The organism is Microbulbifer sp., from assembly GCF_036563125.1.
In the GTDB taxonomy this organism is placed as follows: Bacteria; Pseudomonadota; Gammaproteobacteria; order Pseudomonadales; family Cellvibrionaceae; genus Microbulbifer.
This window is the reverse complement of record NZ_DATCMV010000009.1, coordinates 20,533-39,698: the sequence shown is the minus strand read 5'-3', so window position 1 is coordinate 39,698 and position 19,166 is coordinate 20,533. Positions and strand designations below refer to the sequence as shown.

The following is a 19,166-nucleotide window of genomic DNA, read 5'->3' as shown; positions in this document are numbered from 1 at the left end:
GAAACCGTGGTTTTCGGGGAGCGCGGTCGTCGCCCTGACCGTCAAAATAAGTCTCTCAATCCTTATCCAGCACTGTGGGCGTCACCTGACCATGTTCCACGTGGAACATTCTGGGTTCACACCAGGGCTGTGGTAGCGATAGCCAGGGACGCTCGGTCACCTGCCTTTCAATACCTGTTACCAGAACCTGACTGGCACAATCGCTAACCCAGCGGGCAAAGCATTGCTGGTTCTCTTCATCAAGCTCCGACGGCAGGTCATCCACCAGGAATACGGGCTTCTCGCGCCCTGAAATGGTAGCCGCCATTGCAGTCCTGAGAGCGCACACTGCCATCTTCTGCTGCCCGCGCGACAACACTGCGTGAGCAGGCTGCCCGTTAATCGTAAACCGGAGATCCGCCCGATGCGGACCGATCCGGGTAAACCCCTGGGCGAGGTCACCGTCCAGGGATTCACGTAGTGAGTCGGCCAGACTGGTATCCTTCTTCCAACCACTGCGGTAATGCAGCTCCAGTGGCTCAAAAATTTCTGCAGGAAGATCCCCAAGGCGCTCCCGAAAAAGGATGCGCAAGTTCTTAAACACCCTGCGCCGCAAAGCGTCTACCGCTTCCCCACTTTGCACCAACTGATGTTCCCAGGGAGCGAGCAAATTTGAGTCGATTTTACCACGTCGCAGCAACGCATTGCGCTGCTTAAGCGCCGATTGATACACCTTCCAGTGTTGCGCAAAAGAATGTTCCACGTGGAACACTGTCCAATCCAACAGTTGCCGGCGCACACCGGGGCCACCATCCAGGGCAGCAAAGCTTTCACTATTGATCACCTGTAACGGCAAACAAGCCGCCAACTGGGAACTGCTCTCCGCCGGGGCCTGATTGATGCGAATACGCCCCTGACCGTCACGTCGCTTCTCCACACCGAGTGTGACACCGCTACCGAGACGACCAAACACTGCCAGCGATTCCGCATCGTATCGAATGACCGTCTGGCTCTGCCGGGACCGAAATGAGCGGCCGCTGGCGAGCATGTGTACCGCCTCCAGTAACGAGGTTTTGCCGCTACCATTGGCGCCACAGAACAGATTTACTGCCGGCGCCAGAGACAGATCTGCGGCGGTAATATTGCGAAAATTGCTTAACACCAAACGGCTTACAGAGGACACAAAATACCTCCGCCCGCACTTAGCAACGACGAGCTACCGATACGAAAAAACCGCCAGCTCAATGAACTGGCGGTTTTCGGGAAGAACTTGGGATTACGAAGCGAAGTCAATGCACAGCCTCTCCCTTGACCAAGCCACAGGCCATCAAAGACGCATGGGCATGATCACGTACAGGGAATCCCCCTCTTCCGGCTGCTGCAACAGCGCACTACTGTTGGCATCGCCGAGACCGATACGAATCTGGTCACTGTGGATAGCACCCGTCACGTCCAGCAGGTAACCGACGTTAAAGCCGATTTCCAGCGGATCACCGTGGTAATCCACCATCAACTGCTCTTCCGCCTCTTCCTGCTCCGGGTTATTCGCCACGATCTGCAGCAGCCCCTCGGAAAGCTGCAGGCGAACACCGCGGTATTTCTCGTTGGACAGAATCGCCGCACGCTGGAACGCTTGGCGCAATGCCAGACGATCGGCGAAAACCTCATTGCCGGTGCTGCGCGGCAGTACACGTTCGTAGTCAGGGAACTTGCCGTCCACTAACTTGGAGGTAAACGTGAAGGGTCCGCTATGCACGCGAATATGGTTATTGCCGAGCACAACCTCAGCGCTGGCATCGGTATCTTCCAGCAGACGCGCGAGCTCCAGCACACCCTTGCGCGGCACAATGGCCTGTACCGGCGCCTCTACATTGAGACCGGGTGCATCGCGGTCACACAACGCCAGGCGGTGGCCGTCGGTCGCTACAGCGCGCAACCGCTGCGGGCGACACTCCAACAACAGACCATTCAGGTAGTAACGCACATCCTGCTGCGCCATGGCGAAGCTGGTGGCCTCGATAAGGCGGCGGATCTCACGCTGGGAGATGCTGAAACGGCTTTGCGCAGAAGTCTCTTCCTGGTTCGGGAAGTCACTCGCCGGCAGCGTGGACAGCTGGAAACGGCTACGGCCACTGCGCAGCACCAACCGCTCTGCATCGCGCTCAAACTTGAGCTCAGCACCGTCCGGCAGCGAGCGACAGATATCCAGCAGCTTGCGCGCGGGCACCGTGACCTCACCTTCCATCTCGGCAGGCTGATCCAGCTGCAGGCGGCCTACGATCTCTACTTCCAAATCGGTACCGGTGAGGGACAGTTCCTGCCCCTGCAACTGCAACAGCACGTTGGCCAGCACCGGCAGGGTCTGGCGCTTTTCCACTACACCAGCAACCAGTTGCAGCGGCTTTAACAGGGCATCACGGCTTACACTGAATTTCATATTTATTGCCTTGATCTCAATTTCGTTGTTCTGGTTTTCGCAAAACTGGTCGCGGGTAATCTGCAACCATTGGCCAATCAGGTCGTCAGCGAGCGCGTCAGCAGACGCACATCCTCGCGGATATCACCGTCGGATTCCTGCAGCTCGCGGATCTTGCGACAGGCATGCAGCACCGTGGTGTGGTCGCGCCCACCAAAGGCGTCACCAATTTCCGGCAGACTGTGGTTGGTCAATTCTTTCGCCAATGCCATAGCTACCTGGCGCGGGCGCGCCACGGACCGACTGCGGCGCTTGGAAAGGAGGTCCGCCACCTTGATCTTGTAGTACTCCGCTACAACCCGCTGGATATTGTCGATACTCACCAAGCGATCCTGCAGCGCAAGCAGATCCTTCAGCGCTTCGCGCACCAGAATATCGTCGATGGCACGGCCGGTGAACTGCGCATTGGCGATCACCCGGCGCAACGCCCCCTCGAGTTCGCGCACGTTGGAACGGATGCGCTGGGCGATAAAAAATGCGGAATCATGTGGAAGGTCCACGCCCACCTGCTCCGCCTTCTTCATCAGAATGGCAACACGGGTTTCCAGTTCCGGCGGCTCCACCGCCACCGTCAGCCCCCAACCGAAGCGTGACTTGAGGCGCTCTTCAAGCCCATCGATCTCCTTGGGATACCGGTCACAGGTGAGGATAATCTGCTGCCCACCTTCCAACAGTGCGTTGAACGTGTGGAAAAACTCTTCCTGGGAACGCTCCTTTCCGGCAAAAAACTGGATATCGTCAATCAGCAGCGCATCCACTGAGCGGTAATAGCGTTTGAAGTCGCTGATGGCATTCAACTGCAACGCCTTCACCATATCCGCCACAAAGCGTTCGGAGTGGAGGTAAACAACCTTTGCATTAGGGTTGCGATCCACAAGTGCGTTACCCACCGCATGCATAAGGTGGGTCTTGCCGAGACCCACACCGCCATAAATGAACAATGGGTTGTAAGCACCACCAGGGTTGTCGGCGATCTGCTGCGCTGCCGCCAAACCCAACTGGTTTGACTTACCCTCAACAAAGGAGGCGAAAGTAAATCCGCGGTTGAGAGAACTGCCGTGCTTAATGGCACCCTCAACTTCCACTTTGCGCTGGCCACCGGTGTGAACCACAGGGGCAACGACCTCAGTACCGGAGTGAAGATCGGCTGGCAGGCGCTCTGCCGCCGTCAACGCCTCCACACCCGCCTCTTCGGCGGCAATATTGCTGTGCGCTTCGGAGGTCAAACGCGCACCGCGAGTACCAGTCGACGCGGAAGATGGCGCAGAATCCATCCTGGAGGCGGGGTAACCACCACTTGAGTAGCCCCTACCGCCATCACGATAACGATCATCACCACCCCCGACACCGGCAGCATGACTACCAAACGCGGGCACCGGGCTTTCCAATTGCTGTGAAGGACGCGACGGCGCAGCAGTCTGGTAACCGCGGGAAGAGGTATACGAGGGTTGCGCGGGCGCACTCTCAGCGCCCGCAAAGCTGCGGCGAAAACGCGAGGTGCGTCGATCCAGCGCCACCACCTCAACGTGCAGTGAACGACCGGAAAACTGTTGCGCGAGTTCGCGGATGTGATCGAGATACTTGTCGCTTACCCAGTTCAAGACAAAGCGGTTGGGCGCCACCAGACGCAGCTCACCCTCGGAACTGTCGTCGCTGACGCACAGCGGCCGAATCCAGGTACTGAACTGCTGCGGCGGCAATTCATCCTGCAAACAAGCAGCGCACTGCTTCCACACGGAATCAGACAAGGAACCCCCCAAAAAGACGAATCGAGATGCGACGGTGCCCATATTGGCGACCAGCCGGTGAAACAAAGCTGTCCCCCCAAGAACAGCCTCCGGCCCCCGAATAAATGCCAGGGAAGCCCGCGGGCAGCACCTCAAAAGAAGGCGAACAGTATATCGTTTGCCCTCGAGGTTATCCACAATTAAACCGAAATTAATACCGGATGTCCCGGCAGAAAGCGCAGCAATTTCAAAGACTTGAACACAATTCAAGCAGGGACCCAACAACTTATCCACAGCGAAATTGTGAATATCTTGGGGTCAAACGGTGCACTCCCCGGAATACCCCAGCCAATACAATGGCTTGCGCGGGGGTGCCGATCCAAACGCACCGAAGCCGCCGATGTTTTCCCTATACTTATGCCCAATAAAGAAGAGAGATTGGCCGACAATCCTTTACCTCGAACAATGTGGAATTTCCTGCATTGAAGTCCAACGGGTGCATTGCTTTGACTGGTTTCTTTCTATACAATCCGCCGCCTTCGCAGCGCATAGCCCGCTTCGGAGTATGCCTCCAGAAATGCCGAGCAATTCCGGAGACACGCCGCCACGAGGGGTTATAGCAGCCGCAAAAAAGCAGCCGCGCCAGCCGTAAGCGGCCCAGATTTTAAAACCTCCAGGACCTGACTCCCGGACATAACTCCAGGTAGTAACAACATGAAACGTACATTTCAGCCCAGCAATCTGAAGCGCAAGCGCACCCACGGCTTCCGTGCCCGTATGGCCACCAAGAATGGTCGTAAAGTACTGGCCCGTCGTCGTGCCAAAGGCCGCAAGGTTCTGTGCGCCTAAGATTGCCGCCTAGCGAGCAACCTTTTAGATCGCATCTGAATCACTATGCAGTGCCCACGCAGCGACTTCGCATTTGCCAAGCCGCTGCGGCTGCTCAATGCGGCGCAGTATCGCGCCGTTTTTGATTCCGCGCCCGTCCGTGCGGCGCAACCGCAATTCCTGATTCTCGCCCGCCCCAACGAGCTCGGTCACCCGAGGCTCGGTCTTGTCATTGCCAAAAAGCACGTCCGCAACGCCACCGACCGCAACCGCATCAAGCGCATTGCCCGCGAGACCTTTCGCCTGCAACAGCACCAGCTGTTTCCGCTAGATGCCGTGGTACTGGCGCGCGCCGGTGCCGGCGATCTCGACAAAGACGCGCTGGCCAAGATATTCAACAAGCTGTGGCGCCGACTAGATCAGCGTGCGCGCAATCCGCAGCCGGAGCAGCAAGCGCAGCAGCGTCCGCCAAGGCCCCAGCGCGGCAAGGGTCGCAAAGGCAGCGGGAATAAAAACGCCGCCGATAAACCGGCACAACCTCCCAACTCCAATGGTGCCCGAACCCAGGAGAGTGGTTCGTGACCTGGCTGGCTATCCGCCTGATTCACCTCTACCGCCTCATTGCCAGCCCCTGGGTCGGTAACCAGTGCCGCTTCTACCCCACCTGCTCCCGCTACTCGGAAGAAGCGTTTGAAACCCACGGATTCTGCAAAGGGGGTTATTTAACCCTGCGCCGCCTTATAAAATGCCACCCCTGGCATCCGGGCGGCCTGGATTACGTCCCCCCTGCGGTACCACCCTCAGAAACTTCGGCGGCAAAACAAGAGCCACCGCAACAAGGCTAACGACATAATGGATTGGCAACGCTACACGCTGGTCGGCGGCATCGCCGCAGTCCTCCTGGCACTGGTTTACCAGTGGAATGATTTCAAGGAACAACACGCCCCGACCCTTGATCAGAAAACGGTTGTTCACCACCAAGCGGAAGAGACCACCTCCCTGCCGGGCAGCCCGTCCAGCAGTGGCAGTAGCGAATTACCGGAAGAAGGTGCGGTTCCCGAGGTAGGCGGAAGTACCCAGCCCAAGCTGATCACCGTGAACACCGACACCCTCAGCCTGCTGATCGATCCCAATGGCGGTGACATCGTCAAGGTCGCACTGCGCAAGTACTACGAGAAGCTGAATACCCCGGATCGCCCCCTGATTCTGCTGAATCAGACCCGCAGCCATACCTATGTATCGAAGAGCGGCCTGGTCGGCGGCCAGGGCAACTGCTCTGCCGGGCGCCCACTCTTTTCCAGCGATTCCAGTGAATACGCTCTGCAGGAAGGGAAGGACACCCTTACCGTTGACCTGAAACAGTCCCAGGGTGGCATCGGCTTCACCAAGCGCTTTACCTTCACCCGCGGAAACTACCTGATCAAAGTGTCCTACCTGGTGGACAACGGACGCGACAAGCCGCTGCTGGCCGGCATGTGCGGTGAGATCGTGCGCGACAGCCTGGAGCCGCCGGTGGATGTAGGCATCGGTGTGTCCCCGTTCCTGGGCGCTGCGCTGCACACCAGCGAAGAGAATTACTTCAAGCAGGACTTTGAGGACATCGCCAAGAAACCCACCACTGAAACCATTCAGGGCGGCTGGGTGGCCATGGTGCAGCATTATTTCCTGAGCGCCTGGATCCCGAACCAGGAGGAGCGCAACACCTTCAGGCTGAAGCCCGTCGGCAACGGCCTGTACAGTATGGGCTTCACCAGCCCGCAACTGCGCATCGAACCGGGCCAGCAGGGTACTGTTGAAGCCTCCTTCTATGCTGGCCCGAAAGATGTATTCGCCCTGGAAAAGATTTCTCCCTACCTGGACCTGACCGTAGATTACGGTTGGCTGTGGTGGCTGGCGAAGCCGATGTTCCGGGTACTGAACTGGATTCACGAGCACATCGTGGACAACTGGGGATGGTCCATCATCCTGCTGACGGTATTCATCAAGGCACTGCTGTTCCCGCTGTCCGCTGCCGGCCTGCGCTCCATGGCGCGCATGCGCAAGTTCGCACCGCAGATGAAGAAACTGCAGGAGCAGTACAAGGACAACCGCCAGAAACTGGCGGAAGAAACCATGAAGCTGTACCGCCGGGAGAAGATCAATCCGGTGGGAGGCTGTCTGCCGCTGCTGTTGCAGATGCCGGTGTTTATCGGTCTCTACTGGATGTTGATGGAAACCGTTGAACTGCGCCACGCGCCATGGATCGGCTGGATTCACGACTTGTCTGTGAAGGACCCCTATTTCATCCTGCCGGTATTCATGGGTGTGACAATGTGGTTCATGCAAAAGCTGAATCCGCAACCCACCGATCCGACCCAGGCGAAGATCATGCAGCTGATGCCGATCATGATGACCTTCTTCTTCCTGTGGTTCCCGGCCGGTCTGGTACTGTACTGGATTGCGAACAACCTGATCTCGATCGCCCAGACCTGGTTTATCAACCGGCAGGTAGAGGCCGCGAGCAAGTAACCGGAAACTCGCGGTTTACTCCCGGAGGGCGGGCAGCGCCCGGGATAGGTTTAGAAAACTTATCCCCGCCACCCTCCGTTCAAATCGAAGATCATTGCGCTGTAAGCAACCAAAGGGCCGCTAAATGCGGCCCTTCTTCTATCTGACTTTTGGATAAACTCAGAATATGTCCCAGCAAAGCCTGAACAAAGACACCATCGCCGCCGTTGCCACCCCACCCGGTCGTGGCGGCATCGGCGTGATTCGCCTGTCAGGCCCCAAGGCGCGGGAGATCGGTGAACAACTGGCCGGCAAGATCTTCAAACCCCGCTTCGCCCACTACTGCGATTTCACCCACGACGACCAGTTACTCGACCAGGGGCTGGCGCTGTTCTTCCCCGGCCCCAACTCTTTTACCGGCGAAGACGTGGTGGAGTTGCAGGGCCATGGCGGCCCGGTAATTCTCGACACACTGTTGTCCGCCCTACTGGAAATGGGCGCCCGCCAGGCGCGACCGGGTGAGTTTTCCGAGCGCGCATTTCTCAACGACAAGCTGGATCTGGCGCAGGCTGAGGCCATTGCCGACCTGATTGACGCCGGCAGCGCCCAAGCAGCACAGAATGCCCTGCGTTCACTGCAGGGCGTTTTTTCCGAAAAAATCGAAGAGTTATCGGAAAATTTGACCAGTTTACGCATCTATGTAGAAGCATCGATCGATTTTCCAGAAGAAGAAATCGATTTTCTCGCAGATGGAAAGGTCGCCGCGGATATACGGGCACTTTTGGAGCGGCTGGACCTGGTAGAGGCTCAGGCGCGCCAGGGAACCATCATGCGCGAGGGTATGCAGGTAGCGATTGCCGGCAGACCCAACGCGGGCAAATCCAGCCTGCTGAATGCGCTGGCGGGAAGAGATACGGCCATCGTCACCGACATCGCGGGCACCACCCGCGATGTACTGCGCGAACATATCCATATCGACGGCATGCCATTACACATTGCCGATACCGCGGGACTGCGCGAGTCACCGGATCAGGTGGAACAGATTGGCATGCAGCGCGCCTGGGAGGAAATCCACAAGGCGGACCGCGTGCTGCTGGTGGTGGACGCCGCGGAGCTCCACAGCCTGGACCCGGAGAGTGCCTGGCCGGAATTCACCCGCCAGCTCCCGGACCCGGAAAAACTTACCCTGGTGGCGAACAAGATTGACCTGACCGAATACAGCCCCGGACTGCTCGCGCACAGCGACGGCATCCCCGTCGTCGCCATCAGCGCCATGACCGGCGCCGGAGTGGAGGCCTTGCGCCAGCATCTGAAGCAGTGCATGGGATATCAGGCAAGCAATGAAGGTAACTTCAGCGCCCGTCGACGCCACCTGGATGCCCTCGCACGCGCACGCGCCTTCATTGTTCAGGGAGAAGCCCAGCTCCACTCCAGTGGCGCCGGCGAACTGCTGGCCGAAGACCTGCGCCAGGCCCAGCAAGCGCTGGGAGAAATCACCGGGGCCATGACCGCCGACGAACTGCTCGGCAAGATTTTTGGCAGTTTCTGCATCGGCAAATAAGCCTCAAGCCTCCACACAGCACCGCCCTAATCTCTGCTGGATTATCGGCGGTGCGTCCACACCACCTCCATCGACACCGCAGAAGCCCGTTGGACCAGCCTGCCCAATTGCGAGCTTCAGGGATCCATCTACACCCATTCCCCCGACAAACCACAAGAGTTGCGCACAGCAATCCACAAGGTTATCAAGATGGACCACCTATCCAGACTGGCAACACAGCTATTTATCCCGTACATCCACATGTTTATGCACAGCGACACTGCGATGCCGCCACCTTTTCAGCGGTTGTGGGCAAACCGTGGGACAAGTTACCCACAAAACCGGTACTCAGGCGGGGATAACCCGCATCGCCGCGGGAATGCTTCGAAGTTATCCCGTCCGTCCACAGCTGCCTACATGGCTTATCCGCCCCTCCACACAGGGGTTCATGACGTGGTTATCAATTGCCTAAATCGTTGTTTTGTAAGGTTTTTTCCAATTTATACATGAAATTGCCCCCCCTTAATAAAAACAACAAATACAAACACGTACTTATACGTAAGGAATGTATAACTTTATTTATGTATAGAAAGAGAGAACCGATTTCGATTTTTCCACGTGCCGCTTTTTTGCACAGCACAAGCTGCCTATAATGTGCGCCCGGATTTTTGCGTGAACGAATGGCCGCGTTTGACCTGTATCCAACAGTGCTAACAACGGTCACCGACATCGCAAAGGCAACCGGCGCCTGATCTAACGAGGCACAATTACCTGCGGCACCTGGGCCATCGAGCGGAACCTTATGGAATACCCCACACAATATGATGTGATCGTTATTGGCGGCGGACACGCAGGCACGGAGGCGTGCCTGGCGGCGGCCCGTATGGGGAGCCGTACCCTGCTGCTGACCCACAATATCGAGACCCTGGGGCAGATGTCCTGCAACCCGGCCATCGGCGGCATCGGCAAGAGCCATTTGGTGAAGGAGGTGGACGCCCTCGGCGGCGCCATGGCCACCGCTACCGATTTCGGTGGCATCCAGTTCCGCGTACTGAACGCCCGCAAAGGACCGGCGGTGCGCGCCACCCGCGCCCAGGCCGACCGCGCACTGTACAAGGCCGCGATCCGCAACATCCTTGAAAACCAACCGAACCTGGATATTTTCCAGCAGGCTGCTGACGACCTGATCGTCGAGAATGATCGTGTGACCGGAGTGGTGACCAACGCCGGCATCCGTTTCCGCGGCCAGACCGTGGTGATTACCGCCGGCACCTTCCTCGGTGGCCGTATCCATATCGGCCTGGAAAACCACTCCGGCGGCCGCGCCGGTGATCCCCCCTCCATCGCCCTCGCCCAGCGCCTGCGCGCGCTGCCGTTCCGTGTGGAGCGCCTGAAGACCGGTACCCCGCCGCGCATCGACGCGCGCTCGGTGGATTTCACCGGCCTTGAGGAGCAGTGGGGGGATGAGCCGATCCCGGTCATGTCCTATCTCGGCAATCGCGCCCAACACCCGCGCCAGGTGTGCTGCTGGATTACCCACACCAATGAATCCACTCACGACATCATCCGCGGCGGCCTGGATCGCTCGCCGATGTACTCCGGCGTGATCGAGGGCATCGGCCCACGCTACTGTCCCTCCATCGAGGACAAGGTGCACCGCTTCGCCGACAAGAACAGCCACCAGATCTTTATCGAACCCGAGGGGCTCAGCACCCACGAGCTGTACCCCAACGGCATCTCCACCAGCCTGCCGTTCGATGTGCAGATGAACCTGGTGCGCTCGATCAAGGGCTTTGAAAACGCCCATATCACCCGCCCGGGCTACGCCATCGAATACGACTTCTTCGACCCGCGGGACCTGCTGCCGTCGCTGGAGACCAAATACATCGCCGGCCTGTTCTTCGCTGGCCAGATCAACGGCACCACCGGCTACGAGGAGGCCGCCGCCCAGGGCCTGCTGGCGGGCGCCAACGCTGCGCTCAGCGCGCAGGACCGGGATGCCTGGTCGCCGCGACGCGACGAGGCCTACCTGGGCGTGCTGGTGGACGACCTGATCACCTCCGGCACCAAAGAGCCCTACCGCATGTTCACCAGCCGCGCGGAATACCGCCTGCTGCTGCGCGAGGACAACGCGGACCTGCGCTTGACTGAAAAAGGCCGCGAGCTGGGCCTGGTGGACGACGTGCGCTGGCAGGCCTTCTGCGAAAAACGCGAATCCATTGAGCGCGAGCAGCAGCGCCTCAAAGACACCTGGGTTCAGCCCGACACCGACGCTGCCAGACTCGTGGAGCAAAAACTGCCCCAGGCACTGGCGCGCGAATACAGCCTGATGGACCTGTTGAAGCGCCCCGAGCTGGAATACCAGGATGTGGCGAGCCTCAAGGGCGAACCCGTGACCGACGAGCAGGTGGCCGAACAGGTAGAGATCTCCGCGAAATACGCCGGTTACATCGACCGCCAGCGGGATGAGATCGAGCGCCTGCAGGCCTACGAGGACACTCCCCTGCCGGTAGATTTCGACTACGCAGCGGTTTCCGGTCTTTCCAATGAAGTGATCCAGAAGCTGTCGGATGCGCGCCCAGATACCCTGGCCCGTGCCGGTCGTGTGCCGGGGGTGACCCCCGCGGCAGTGTCGCTGCTGCTGATACAACTGAAAAAACGCGGATTGCTTACTCGCAAAAAGGCGGTCTGAGCCGGCGGCGAACACTTTGCAGGCCACTGAAATTTGAATTGAAGGCTCAGATACCGGGCCCGGAACCAAGAAACCCCAATGGAACATTTCCGACCCCGCCTACAGCAGGCGGCTGAGCAGTTAAACCTGGATTTGACCGGGGAACAGCAGGACCAGCTGCTGGCCTACCTGGACCTGTTCGCCCGCTGGAACGCCGCCTACAACCTCTCGGCCGTGCGCGACCCGGCGGAAATGCTCGAGCGCCACATTATCGACAGTCTGAGTGTGGTAAACCTGTGCGGCACCAGTGCTGACGATATGTCCCCGCTGATCGATGTCGGTTCCGGCGGTGGCCTTCCTGGGATTCCCCTGGCCATCGTGCATCCAGAAAGACCTATCAGCCTGCTGGACAGCAATGGCAAGAAATCCCGCTTCCAGTTTCAGGTCGCCAGCCAGCTGAAGCTCGACAATATCAATGTCGTCAACCAGCGCGTTGAGGCCTACCAGCCGGAAAAACTCTACGCCGGCGTCGTTTCCCGCGCGTTTGCCTCACTGCAGGACATGATTACCGGCAGTGAACACCTCCTCGCTCCCGGCGGCCGGTTTTATGCGATGAAAGGTAAGCTCCCGGAAGATGAGTTGAGTGCATTGCCAAAAGGGATTAAGGTCGACGAACTGCACACCTTGCAAGTGCCAGGCTGCGATGCAGAACGCCATCTGATCGTCCTCTCCCGCGCGGAGTGAACCGGCCGAGCGCCGGCGGATTCCCCGGAATGTACCGTCAGGCGTCATCGACCAAGAACGTGACATAGAAACGTGAATTCAACACCAGCGCCGCGGGCCGATGTTCGCCCGTGCGCTTAGCTGCCGCGTCTTCCGGTGCATCCGGCCTAGCGGCGAGCCCGGCAGCACAGAGGACGCTGCGCCGTCGGGAATAACAGGACCAGAACCTTGAGCAAGATTTTTGCGGTAGCGAACCAGAAAGGCGGAGTCGGTAAAACCACCACCTGCGTCAACCTCTCGGCCTCCCTTGTCGCCAACAAGCGACGAGTGCTGCTGATCGACCTCGACCCCCAGGGCAATGCCACCATGGGCAGTGGTGTCGACAAGAGCGACCTGCAGCTCTCCAGCTACGACGTACTCGCCAGCCTGCTGCCACCGCGCAAGGCCATTGTCCCCACGTCCAGCGGTTATGACCTGATGCCGGCGAATATCGACCTGACCGCTGCCGAAGTGGAACTGCTGGAAATGGACGGCCGCGAATCCCGCCTGCGCCAGGCGCTGGTGGAGATTAGCAATGACTACGACTACATCATCATCGACTGCCCGCCGTCCCTGAACATGCTCACGGTCAATGCACTGTGCGCCGCCGGCGGTGTGCTGATTCCCATGCAGTGCGAGTACTACGCGCTGGAGGGGCTCTCGGCACTGATCGACACCATCACCCAGATCCAGAAGGCCGCCAACCCCAGCCTCAAGATCGAGGGCATCCTGCGCACCATGTACGACCCGCGTAACAGCCTCACCGGCGATGTGTCCGACCAGTTGAACGAATATTTTGGCGACCGCCTCTACCGCACTTGCATCCCCCGCAATGTGCGCCTGGCGGAAGCCCCCAGCTTCGGCAAGCCGGCGCTGGAGTACGACCGCAGCTCCAAGGGCGCCATCGCCTATCTCGCCCTCGCCGGCGAGATCACCCGCCGCGAAAGTACGCTCAAGCACGACAATCACAACAGTGGTCCCCGCACCGTAGCGGAAGCGGTTTAAGACTGAGGTAAGAGACTTATGGCCGCGAAACGCAAAGGCCTCGGGAAAGGACTTTCCCACCTGATCAGCAACAATGTCAGCGAGGCCATTGCCGTCGCCACCGGCGAGCGCCAGGGCGATATCGTCGAGCGCGTGGACGGGGAGCTGAAAGAGCTGCCGATCGAATTCCTGCAGCGCGGCCGCTATCAGCCGCGCCGCGACTTCCCGCAGGAATCCCTGCAGGAGCTGGCGGACTCCATCCGCGCTCAGGGCATCATGCAGCCGATCGTGGTGCGCCCCATTGGTGAACACAAATACGAAATCATCGCCGGTGAGCGCCGCTGGCGCGCGGCACAGCTGGCGGAGCTGGACAAGGTTCCGGCGCTGATCCGCGACGTCTCCGACGAAGCGGCCATCGCCATGGCGCTGATCGAGAACATCCAGCGCGAAGACCTCAATCCAGTCGAGGAAGCGGTCGCGCTCAAGCGACTTCAGGACGAATTTGAGCTCACCCAGCAGCAGGTGGCAGAAGCTGTGGGTAAATCCCGCACTGCTGTCACCAACCTGATGCGCCTGCTCACGCTGACCGACGAGGTGCGGACCTTCCTCGAGCGCGGCGATATCGAGACCGGTCACGCCAAAGCCCTGCTGGGGCTTGCCGGTGACGAGCAGCGCGAGGCGGCGCGGATGGTGGTCGATCGCGGACTGACCGTGCGCCAGACCGAAGCCCTGGTGCGTCGCTTCCAGGAGCAAGCGGGCAAACCAAAGGCGAAAAAGCCGGAAATGGACCCGAATATCCGCCGCCTGACCGAGCGTCTGGCGGAAAAAATCGGCGTGCCGGTCAGCATTGATCACGGCGAAAAAGGTGCCGGTAGGCTGGTGCTCAAGTACACCAGTCTCGACGAACTGGACGGTATTCTCGCCCATCTGGGCTACAGCGAAGACTGAGCCGCATGTGCGGCAAACGTTACTGCTGCAACGGTTTCGCAACAAATTTGCAATTCAGTTGCAGAAGGTTGCACCAAATTGAGGCGCCCACGTGGCGCCTCAATTGCGTTATGGTGTGGAAATTCGTGTTCGTTAGTGTGCGCTCACTATCGCGTTTTTCTGTAGTAAAAGAACGCGAACGCCACACCATCTGACGGGATTTGCCAGTTGAATCGGCAGCCTTGTTCCGACATAATTCGCACGCCCAAAATTTGGGCGGAAACTAGAGACTGGCAGGCCTGTTCCCGCCTATGCGCAATCCCCCGGTAGTCAAGATTTCGCTGATTCAGCTGGCAGTAGTGTTGTTGGTTGCGCTGGTGCTCGAATTGACACAGGGGCGAATTGTCGCCATCTCCGCCCTGCTCGGTGGCCTACTCTGTGTGCTGCCGAATTTGTATTTTGGCCTGCGCGCGTTTGAGCTGCTGGGAAAAGGAAGTGACCTGCTGAAAGGTCGCCGCCAGCTGCGCGGCGCGCGCGCAAGCCAGCGCACGGTAGCCAGTTTCTACCGCGCCGAAACCGGCAAGTTTGTGCTGACCCTGACGGGATTTGCGGCGGTGTTTGCCACTGTCAAATCGCTGAATCCCGCAGTGTTGTTTATCAGCTATGGCTTGTGCGTGATTTTGCAATGGATTCTCGTGGCCCGCCTGCATGCAGCAAAGTAGCGGCGGCCCCGGAACCCCTGAAGAGTGACTGTGCAGAGATAAGGGCAGAAGTGATTGCCCGCGCAGGCAGGGGTTCCTGAAAAGTTTTTTATCTTAGAACGTGTTGAGGAACTATGGCTGCCGAACAAACCGCGACGGGTTATATCCAGCACCACCTGCAAAATCTTGCGTACGGTAAACTTCCCGCGGGCTACACCCGTGCCGACGGTACTGTGCTGACCGACTCCACCTGGACCATTGCCCACAGCAGCCAGGAAGCTGCCGACATGGGCTTCTGGGCCGTTCACCTGGATACCCTGGGCTGGTCTATCGCTCTCGGTCTTCTCTTCTGCTTCCTGTTTGTCCGCGCGGCCAAGAAGGCCACTGCTGGCGTACCCTCTGGCTTCCAGAGCTTTGTCGAGCTGGTAACCGAATTCATCGACAAGCTGGTTCGCGAAACATTCCCCCACACCAACCGCATGGTCGCCCCTATGGCGCTGACCATTTTTGTGTGGGTATTCCTGATGAACCTGATGGACCTGATCCCCGTGGACTGGCTGCCTATGGCTGCCGCCAAGATTGCGGGTGACGACCACTTCTTCTTCAAGGTGGTACCGACCACTGACCTCAACGCCACCCTGGGTATGGCGCTTGCGGTATTCGTGCTGATGATCTTCTTCAGCATCAAGGAAAAGGGATTGATGGGTTTTGTGAAAGAACTGACCCTGCACCCATTCCACTCCGGCAAGTGGTACGTGGATATTTTCCTGATCCCGTTCAACTTCCTGCTGGAAGCGGTTTCCCTGATCGCCAAGCCGGTTTCCCTCGGTCTGCGTCTGTTCGGTAACCTCTACGCCGGTGAGATGATCTTCATCCTGATCGCGATTGTGTTCGGTGTGGGCGTGCTTGGCTTCGTTGGCGCCGCACTGCTGCAGATGGGTTGGGCCATTTTCCACATCCTGGTTATCACCCTGCAGGCCTTCGTGTTCATGGTGCTGACCACTGTGTACATGGCCATGGCGCATAACCGGGAAGATGAGCACGAGCACGACCAGTAAGGTCGTGCCCCGCCCGTCTGGCAAAAAGATTTCGTTTGTACTTTAACTTTTTCATTCACTTTCAACTTCAACAACTCTCAACTTACTTTTGGAGAAAACAATGGAAGCATTAGGTCTGGTATACGTAGCTGCTGCACTGCTGATCGGTCTGGGCGCTCTGGGTACTGCTATCGGTTTCGGCACCCTGGGTGGCAAGCTGCTGGAAGGTTCTGCACGTCAGCCGGAACAGGCTCCCGCTCTGCAGGGCAAAATGTTCCTGATGGCCGGTCTGCTCGACGCCGTTCCGATGATCGGTGTTGGTATCGCCATGTACCTGATTTTCGCGGTAGCTCCTGGTCTGGCTGGTTAATTCCCCGTTCCAATTGCCCTTTAACCCTTTTTTGAAAGAGCAAGAGGTGTCGGTGTGAATATCAACCTGACTCTGATCGGCCAGTCGATCACCTTTCTCGCCTTCGTGTGGTTCTGCTGGAAGTATGTCTGGCCGGCCCTGATGGGCGTTATGCAGGAACGTGAGCAGAAAATTGCTACCGGCCTGCAGGAAGCCGAGCGCGCCGGGAAAGACCTGGAGCTGGCCCAGCGCAAAGCTGCCGAGCAACTGAAAGAAGCAAAAGCCCAGGCTGCCGAGATCCTGGATGGTGCCAACAAGCGCGCCAACCAGATTGTCGAGGAAGCCAAACAGGCTGCGCGCGCTGAAGGCGATCGCCTGAAAGCCGCCGCACAAGCTGAAATCGAACAGGAAGTGAACCGCGCGAAAGAGCAACTTCGCTCCCGCGTAGCCGCCCTGTCTGTTGCCGGTGCCGAGAAAATCCTTTCGGTCAACATCGATGCCAAAGTGCACGATGACATGATTGAGAAACTGGCAGCCGAGCTGTAAGCGAGGAACCCATGGCGGAACTCAGCACCCTGGCCCGGCCCTACGCGAAAGCGGCATTTGCCCACGCGCAACAAGCCTCCGACCTCGCCGGTTGGAGCGTTGCGCTGGCAACCGCGGCGGCGGTCAGCCAGAACGAAAAGATCGGCGAACTGCTGGATGATCCCCAGCTGACCAGCGATGCGCGCGCGGAAAAATTCCTGGCGGTGTGCGGCGACTTCAGTGCGTCGCAGCAGAATTTCATCAAGCTGCTGGCGGAAAACCACCGCATGGCACTGCTGCCGGAAATTTCCCACCTGTTCGAAGCCCTGAAAGCGGACGCGGAAGCCACTCTGGAAGTGGAAGTACTTTCCGCCCGCGCCCTCAGCGAAGAGCAGGCCCAGCGTCTCACTCAGGCTCTCAGCAAGAAGTTCTCCCGCGAGGTGCACCTGCACAGCGCGGTGGATGAAAGCCTGCTGGGCGGCGCGATCATTCGCGCTGGTGACACGGTGATCGACGGTACCGTGCGCGGCCGACTGGCCAAACTCGCCGAGGCGATGAACTCCTAAATTACCTTCCCGGCCGGCAACGCCAGCCGGGGATTCGAGGAACAGAGCATGCAGCAACTGAATCCCTCCGAGATCAGTGAAATCATCAAGAGCCGCATCGACAATCTCGATGTGAGCACCGAAGCCCAGAACGAGGGCACCATTGTTTCCGTATCCGACGGTATCATCCGCATCCACGGCCTGGCCGACGTGATGTACGGTGAGATGATCGAGTTTGAGGGCGGCGTCTACGGTATGGCGCTGAACCTGGAGCGCGATTCCGTTGGTGCTGTTGTACTGGGTGACTACAAGTCCCTGGTTGAAGGCCAGAAGTGCCGTTGCACCGGCCGCATCCTGGAAGCGCCGGTTGGTCCGGAGCTGCTGGGCCGCGTGGTAGACGCACTGGGTAACCCGATCGACGGTAAAGGTCCGCTGAACACCAAGCTGACCGACGCGGTGGAAAAAGTAGCCCCCGGCGTAATCGCCCGTCAGTCCGTTGACCAGCCGGTTCAAACCGGTCTGAAAGCGATCGACACCATGATCCCGATTGGCCGCGGCCAGCGCGAGCTGATCATCGGCGACCGTCAGATCGGTAAGACTGCGGTTGCGATCGACGCGATCATCAACCAGAAAGGCACTGGCATTAAGTGTATCTACGTTGCCATTGGCCAGAAGCAGTCTTCTATCGCCAACGTAGTGCGCAAGCTGGAAGAGCACGGCGCCATGGACCACACCATCGTGGTTGCCGCTGGTGCTGCTGACCCGGCTGCGATGCAGTTCTTGGCGCCTTACGTCGGCTGCACCATGGGCGAGTACTTCCGCGACCGCGGTGAAGACGCCCTGATCATTTACGATGACCTGACCAAGCAGGCCTGGGCCTACCGTCAGATCTCCCTGCTGCTGAAGCGTCCCCCGGGCCGTGAAGCATACCCCGGTGACGTTTTCTACTTGCACTCCCGTCTGCTGGAGCGTGCTGCGCGTGTAAACGCCGAATACGTAGAGAAGTTCACCAACGGTGAAGTGAAAGGCAAAACCGGCTCCCTGACCGCGCTGCCGATCATCGAAACCCAGGCGGGTGACGTTTCCGCATTCGTTCCGACCAACGTAATTTCCATTACCGACGGTCAGATCTTCCTGGAAACCGACCTGTTCAACGCCGGTGTTCGCCCCGCTATCAACCCGGGTATCTCTGTATCCCGTGTAGGTGGTGCCGCGCAGACCAAGATCATCAAGAAACTGTCCGGTGGTATCCGTACCGCTCTGGCTCAGTACCGCGAACTGGCGGCTTTCTCCCAGTTTGCTTCTGACCTGGACGAGGCCACCAAGGCCCAGCTGGACCACGGTCAGCGTGTAACCGAGCTGATGAAGCAGAAGCAGTACTCTCCGCTGTCTATCGGCGAGATGGCGGTTTCCGTTTACGCTGCGGACAAAGGTTTCCTGAAGAACGTGGAAGTCAACAAGGTACTGGACTTCGAATCCGCCCTGCACGCTTATATGAACAGCGAGCACGCAGAGCTGATGGCGCAAGTGAACAGCACCGGTAACTACAACGACGAAATCGACAGCGCTTTCAAAGCCGCAATCGAGAAGTTCGTCGCTACCGGTAGCTGGTAAGTACCCGTGTGCAG

The 19,166-nt window shown here is 58.8% G+C and carries 18 protein-coding genes; 15 read left to right on the top strand and 3 right to left on the bottom strand.

Features of this window, described 5'->3' with window-relative positions; all coding sequences use genetic code 11:
• Nucleotides 1-55: 55 nt before the first annotated feature.
• From recF to dnaA, 3 genes are all read right to left on the bottom strand, one after another.
• Nucleotides 56-1,162 (bottom strand): DNA replication/repair protein RecF, encoded by a 1,107-nt coding sequence (recF, locus tag VIL80_RS00715; RefSeq protein WP_332034249.1) that lies wholly within the window; start codon nucleotides 1,160-1,162, stop codon nucleotides 56-58.
• Between the two features lie 144 nt (nucleotides 1,163-1,306).
• Nucleotides 1,307-2,416, bottom strand: a complete 1,110-nt coding sequence (gene dnaN, locus VIL80_RS00710; protein WP_332034248.1) for a DNA polymerase III subunit beta — start codon at nucleotides 2,414-2,416, stop codon at nucleotides 1,307-1,309.
• A 77-nt stretch (nucleotides 2,417-2,493) separates the two neighbouring features.
• Entirely contained in the window at nucleotides 2,494-4,167 is a 1,674-nt protein-coding gene (dnaA, locus tag VIL80_RS00705) for a chromosomal replication initiator protein DnaA (RefSeq protein ID WP_414684507.1), read from the bottom strand.
• A 729-nt stretch (nucleotides 4,168-4,896) separates the two neighbouring features.
• Between dnaA and rpmH the strand changes: the two genes are divergently transcribed.
• From rpmH to atpA, 15 genes are all read left to right on the top strand, one after another.
• On the top strand, nucleotides 4,897-5,031 hold the full coding sequence (gene rpmH / locus VIL80_RS00700) for a 50S ribosomal protein L34 (RefSeq protein WP_105102590.1): 135 nt from the start codon (nucleotides 4,897-4,899) through the stop codon (nucleotides 5,029-5,031).
• Between the two features lie 45 nt (nucleotides 5,032-5,076).
• The gene (gene rnpA, locus VIL80_RS00695) at nucleotides 5,077-5,592 is read left to right on the top strand and encodes a ribonuclease P protein component (protein WP_332034246.1); all 516 of its coding nucleotides are present in this window, start codon (nucleotides 5,077-5,079) and stop codon (nucleotides 5,590-5,592) included.
• On the top strand, nucleotides 5,589-5,855 hold the full coding sequence (gene yidD / locus VIL80_RS00690; RefSeq protein WP_332034245.1) for a membrane protein insertion efficiency factor YidD: 267 nt from the start codon (nucleotides 5,589-5,591) through the stop codon (nucleotides 5,853-5,855). Before rnpA ends, yidD begins: the two co-directional genes overlap by 4 nt.
• 7 nt (nucleotides 5,856-5,862) lie before the next feature.
• Nucleotides 5,863-7,518, top strand: coding sequence for a membrane protein insertase YidC (gene yidC / locus VIL80_RS00685; protein WP_332034244.1), 1,656 nt, complete (start codon nucleotides 5,863-5,865; stop codon nucleotides 7,516-7,518).
• 166 nt (nucleotides 7,519-7,684) lie between these two features.
• Nucleotides 7,685-9,058 (top strand): tRNA uridine-5-carboxymethylaminomethyl(34) synthesis GTPase MnmE, encoded by a 1,374-nt coding sequence (gene mnmE / locus VIL80_RS00680; protein WP_332034243.1) that lies wholly within the window; start codon nucleotides 7,685-7,687, stop codon nucleotides 9,056-9,058.
• 781 nt (nucleotides 9,059-9,839) lie between these two features.
• A complete protein-coding gene (gene mnmG / locus VIL80_RS00675; protein ID WP_332034242.1) occupies nucleotides 9,840-11,729 on the top strand; it encodes a tRNA uridine-5-carboxymethylaminomethyl(34) synthesis enzyme MnmG in 1,890 nt (629 codons plus the stop codon).
• Nucleotides 11,730-11,807: 78 nt separating this feature from the next.
• Entirely contained in the window at nucleotides 11,808-12,452 is a 645-nt protein-coding gene (rsmG, locus tag VIL80_RS00670) for a 16S rRNA (guanine(527)-N(7))-methyltransferase RsmG (protein ID WP_332034241.1), read from the top strand.
• 207 nt (nucleotides 12,453-12,659) lie between these two features.
• Nucleotides 12,660-13,475, top strand: a complete 816-nt coding sequence (locus tag VIL80_RS00665) for a ParA family protein (RefSeq protein ID WP_332034240.1) — start codon at nucleotides 12,660-12,662, stop codon at nucleotides 13,473-13,475.
• An 18-nt stretch (nucleotides 13,476-13,493) separates the two neighbouring features.
• A complete protein-coding gene (locus VIL80_RS00660) occupies nucleotides 13,494-14,402 on the top strand; it encodes a ParB/RepB/Spo0J family partition protein (protein WP_332034239.1) in 909 nt (302 codons plus the stop codon).
• Nucleotides 14,403-14,692: 290 nt separating this feature from the next.
• Nucleotides 14,693-15,103, top strand: coding sequence for an ATP synthase subunit I (locus tag VIL80_RS00655; protein ID WP_332034238.1), 411 nt, complete (start codon nucleotides 14,693-14,695; stop codon nucleotides 15,101-15,103).
• Between the two features lie 113 nt (nucleotides 15,104-15,216).
• Entirely contained in the window at nucleotides 15,217-16,140 is a 924-nt protein-coding gene (atpB, locus tag VIL80_RS00650) for a F0F1 ATP synthase subunit A (RefSeq protein ID WP_332034237.1), read from the top strand.
• 100 nt (nucleotides 16,141-16,240) lie between these two features.
• Nucleotides 16,241-16,489, top strand: a complete 249-nt coding sequence (gene atpE, locus VIL80_RS00645; RefSeq protein ID WP_010131056.1) for a F0F1 ATP synthase subunit C — start codon at nucleotides 16,241-16,243, stop codon at nucleotides 16,487-16,489.
• Nucleotides 16,490-16,543: 54 nt separating this feature from the next.
• A complete protein-coding gene (locus VIL80_RS00640) occupies nucleotides 16,544-17,014 on the top strand; it encodes a F0F1 ATP synthase subunit B (RefSeq protein ID WP_332034236.1) in 471 nt (156 codons plus the stop codon).
• A gap of 11 nt (nucleotides 17,015-17,025) precedes the next feature.
• Entirely contained in the window at nucleotides 17,026-17,559 is a 534-nt protein-coding gene (locus VIL80_RS00635) for a F0F1 ATP synthase subunit delta (RefSeq protein WP_332034235.1), read from the top strand.
• Between the two features lie 48 nt (nucleotides 17,560-17,607).
• Nucleotides 17,608-19,152: a F0F1 ATP synthase subunit alpha gene (atpA, locus tag VIL80_RS00630; protein WP_332034234.1), complete on the top strand. Its 1,545-nt coding sequence runs from the start codon at nucleotides 17,608-17,610 to the stop codon at nucleotides 19,150-19,152.
• The last annotated feature ends 14 nt before the right edge of the window (nucleotides 19,153-19,166 follow it).

What these genes read in the sequence shown, in the direction of transcription:
- dnaN (WP_332034248.1), bottom strand. Translation starts at nt 2,416, where the DNA reads ATGAAATTCAGTGTAAGCCGTGATGCCCTGTTAAAGCCGCTGCAACTG.
- rpmH (WP_105102590.1), top strand. Translation starts at nt 4,897, where the DNA reads ATGAAACGTACATTTCAGCCCAGCAATCTGAAGCGCAAGCGCACCCAC.
- rnpA (WP_332034246.1), top strand. Translation starts at nt 5,077, where the DNA reads ATGCAGTGCCCACGCAGCGACTTCGCATTTGCCAAGCCGCTGCGGCTG.
- yidC (WP_332034244.1), top strand. Translation starts at nt 5,863, where the DNA reads ATGGATTGGCAACGCTACACGCTGGTCGGCGGCATCGCCGCAGTCCTC.
- mnmE (WP_332034243.1), top strand. Translation starts at nt 7,685, where the DNA reads ATGTCCCAGCAAAGCCTGAACAAAGACACCATCGCCGCCGTTGCCACC.
- mnmG (WP_332034242.1), top strand. Translation starts at nt 9,840, where the DNA reads ATGGAATACCCCACACAATATGATGTGATCGTTATTGGCGGCGGACAC.
- rsmG (WP_332034241.1), top strand. Translation starts at nt 11,808, where the DNA reads ATGGAACATTTCCGACCCCGCCTACAGCAGGCGGCTGAGCAGTTAAAC.
- VIL80_RS00660 (WP_332034239.1), top strand. Translation starts at nt 13,494, where the DNA reads ATGGCCGCGAAACGCAAAGGCCTCGGGAAAGGACTTTCCCACCTGATC.
- VIL80_RS00655 (WP_332034238.1), top strand. Translation starts at nt 14,693, where the DNA reads ATGCGCAATCCCCCGGTAGTCAAGATTTCGCTGATTCAGCTGGCAGTA.
- atpB (WP_332034237.1), top strand. Translation starts at nt 15,217, where the DNA reads ATGGCTGCCGAACAAACCGCGACGGGTTATATCCAGCACCACCTGCAA.
- atpE (WP_010131056.1), top strand. Translation starts at nt 16,241, where the DNA reads ATGGAAGCATTAGGTCTGGTATACGTAGCTGCTGCACTGCTGATCGGT.
- VIL80_RS00635 (WP_332034235.1), top strand. Translation starts at nt 17,026, where the DNA reads ATGGCGGAACTCAGCACCCTGGCCCGGCCCTACGCGAAAGCGGCATTT.
- atpA (WP_332034234.1), top strand. Translation starts at nt 17,608, where the DNA reads ATGCAGCAACTGAATCCCTCCGAGATCAGTGAAATCATCAAGAGCCGC.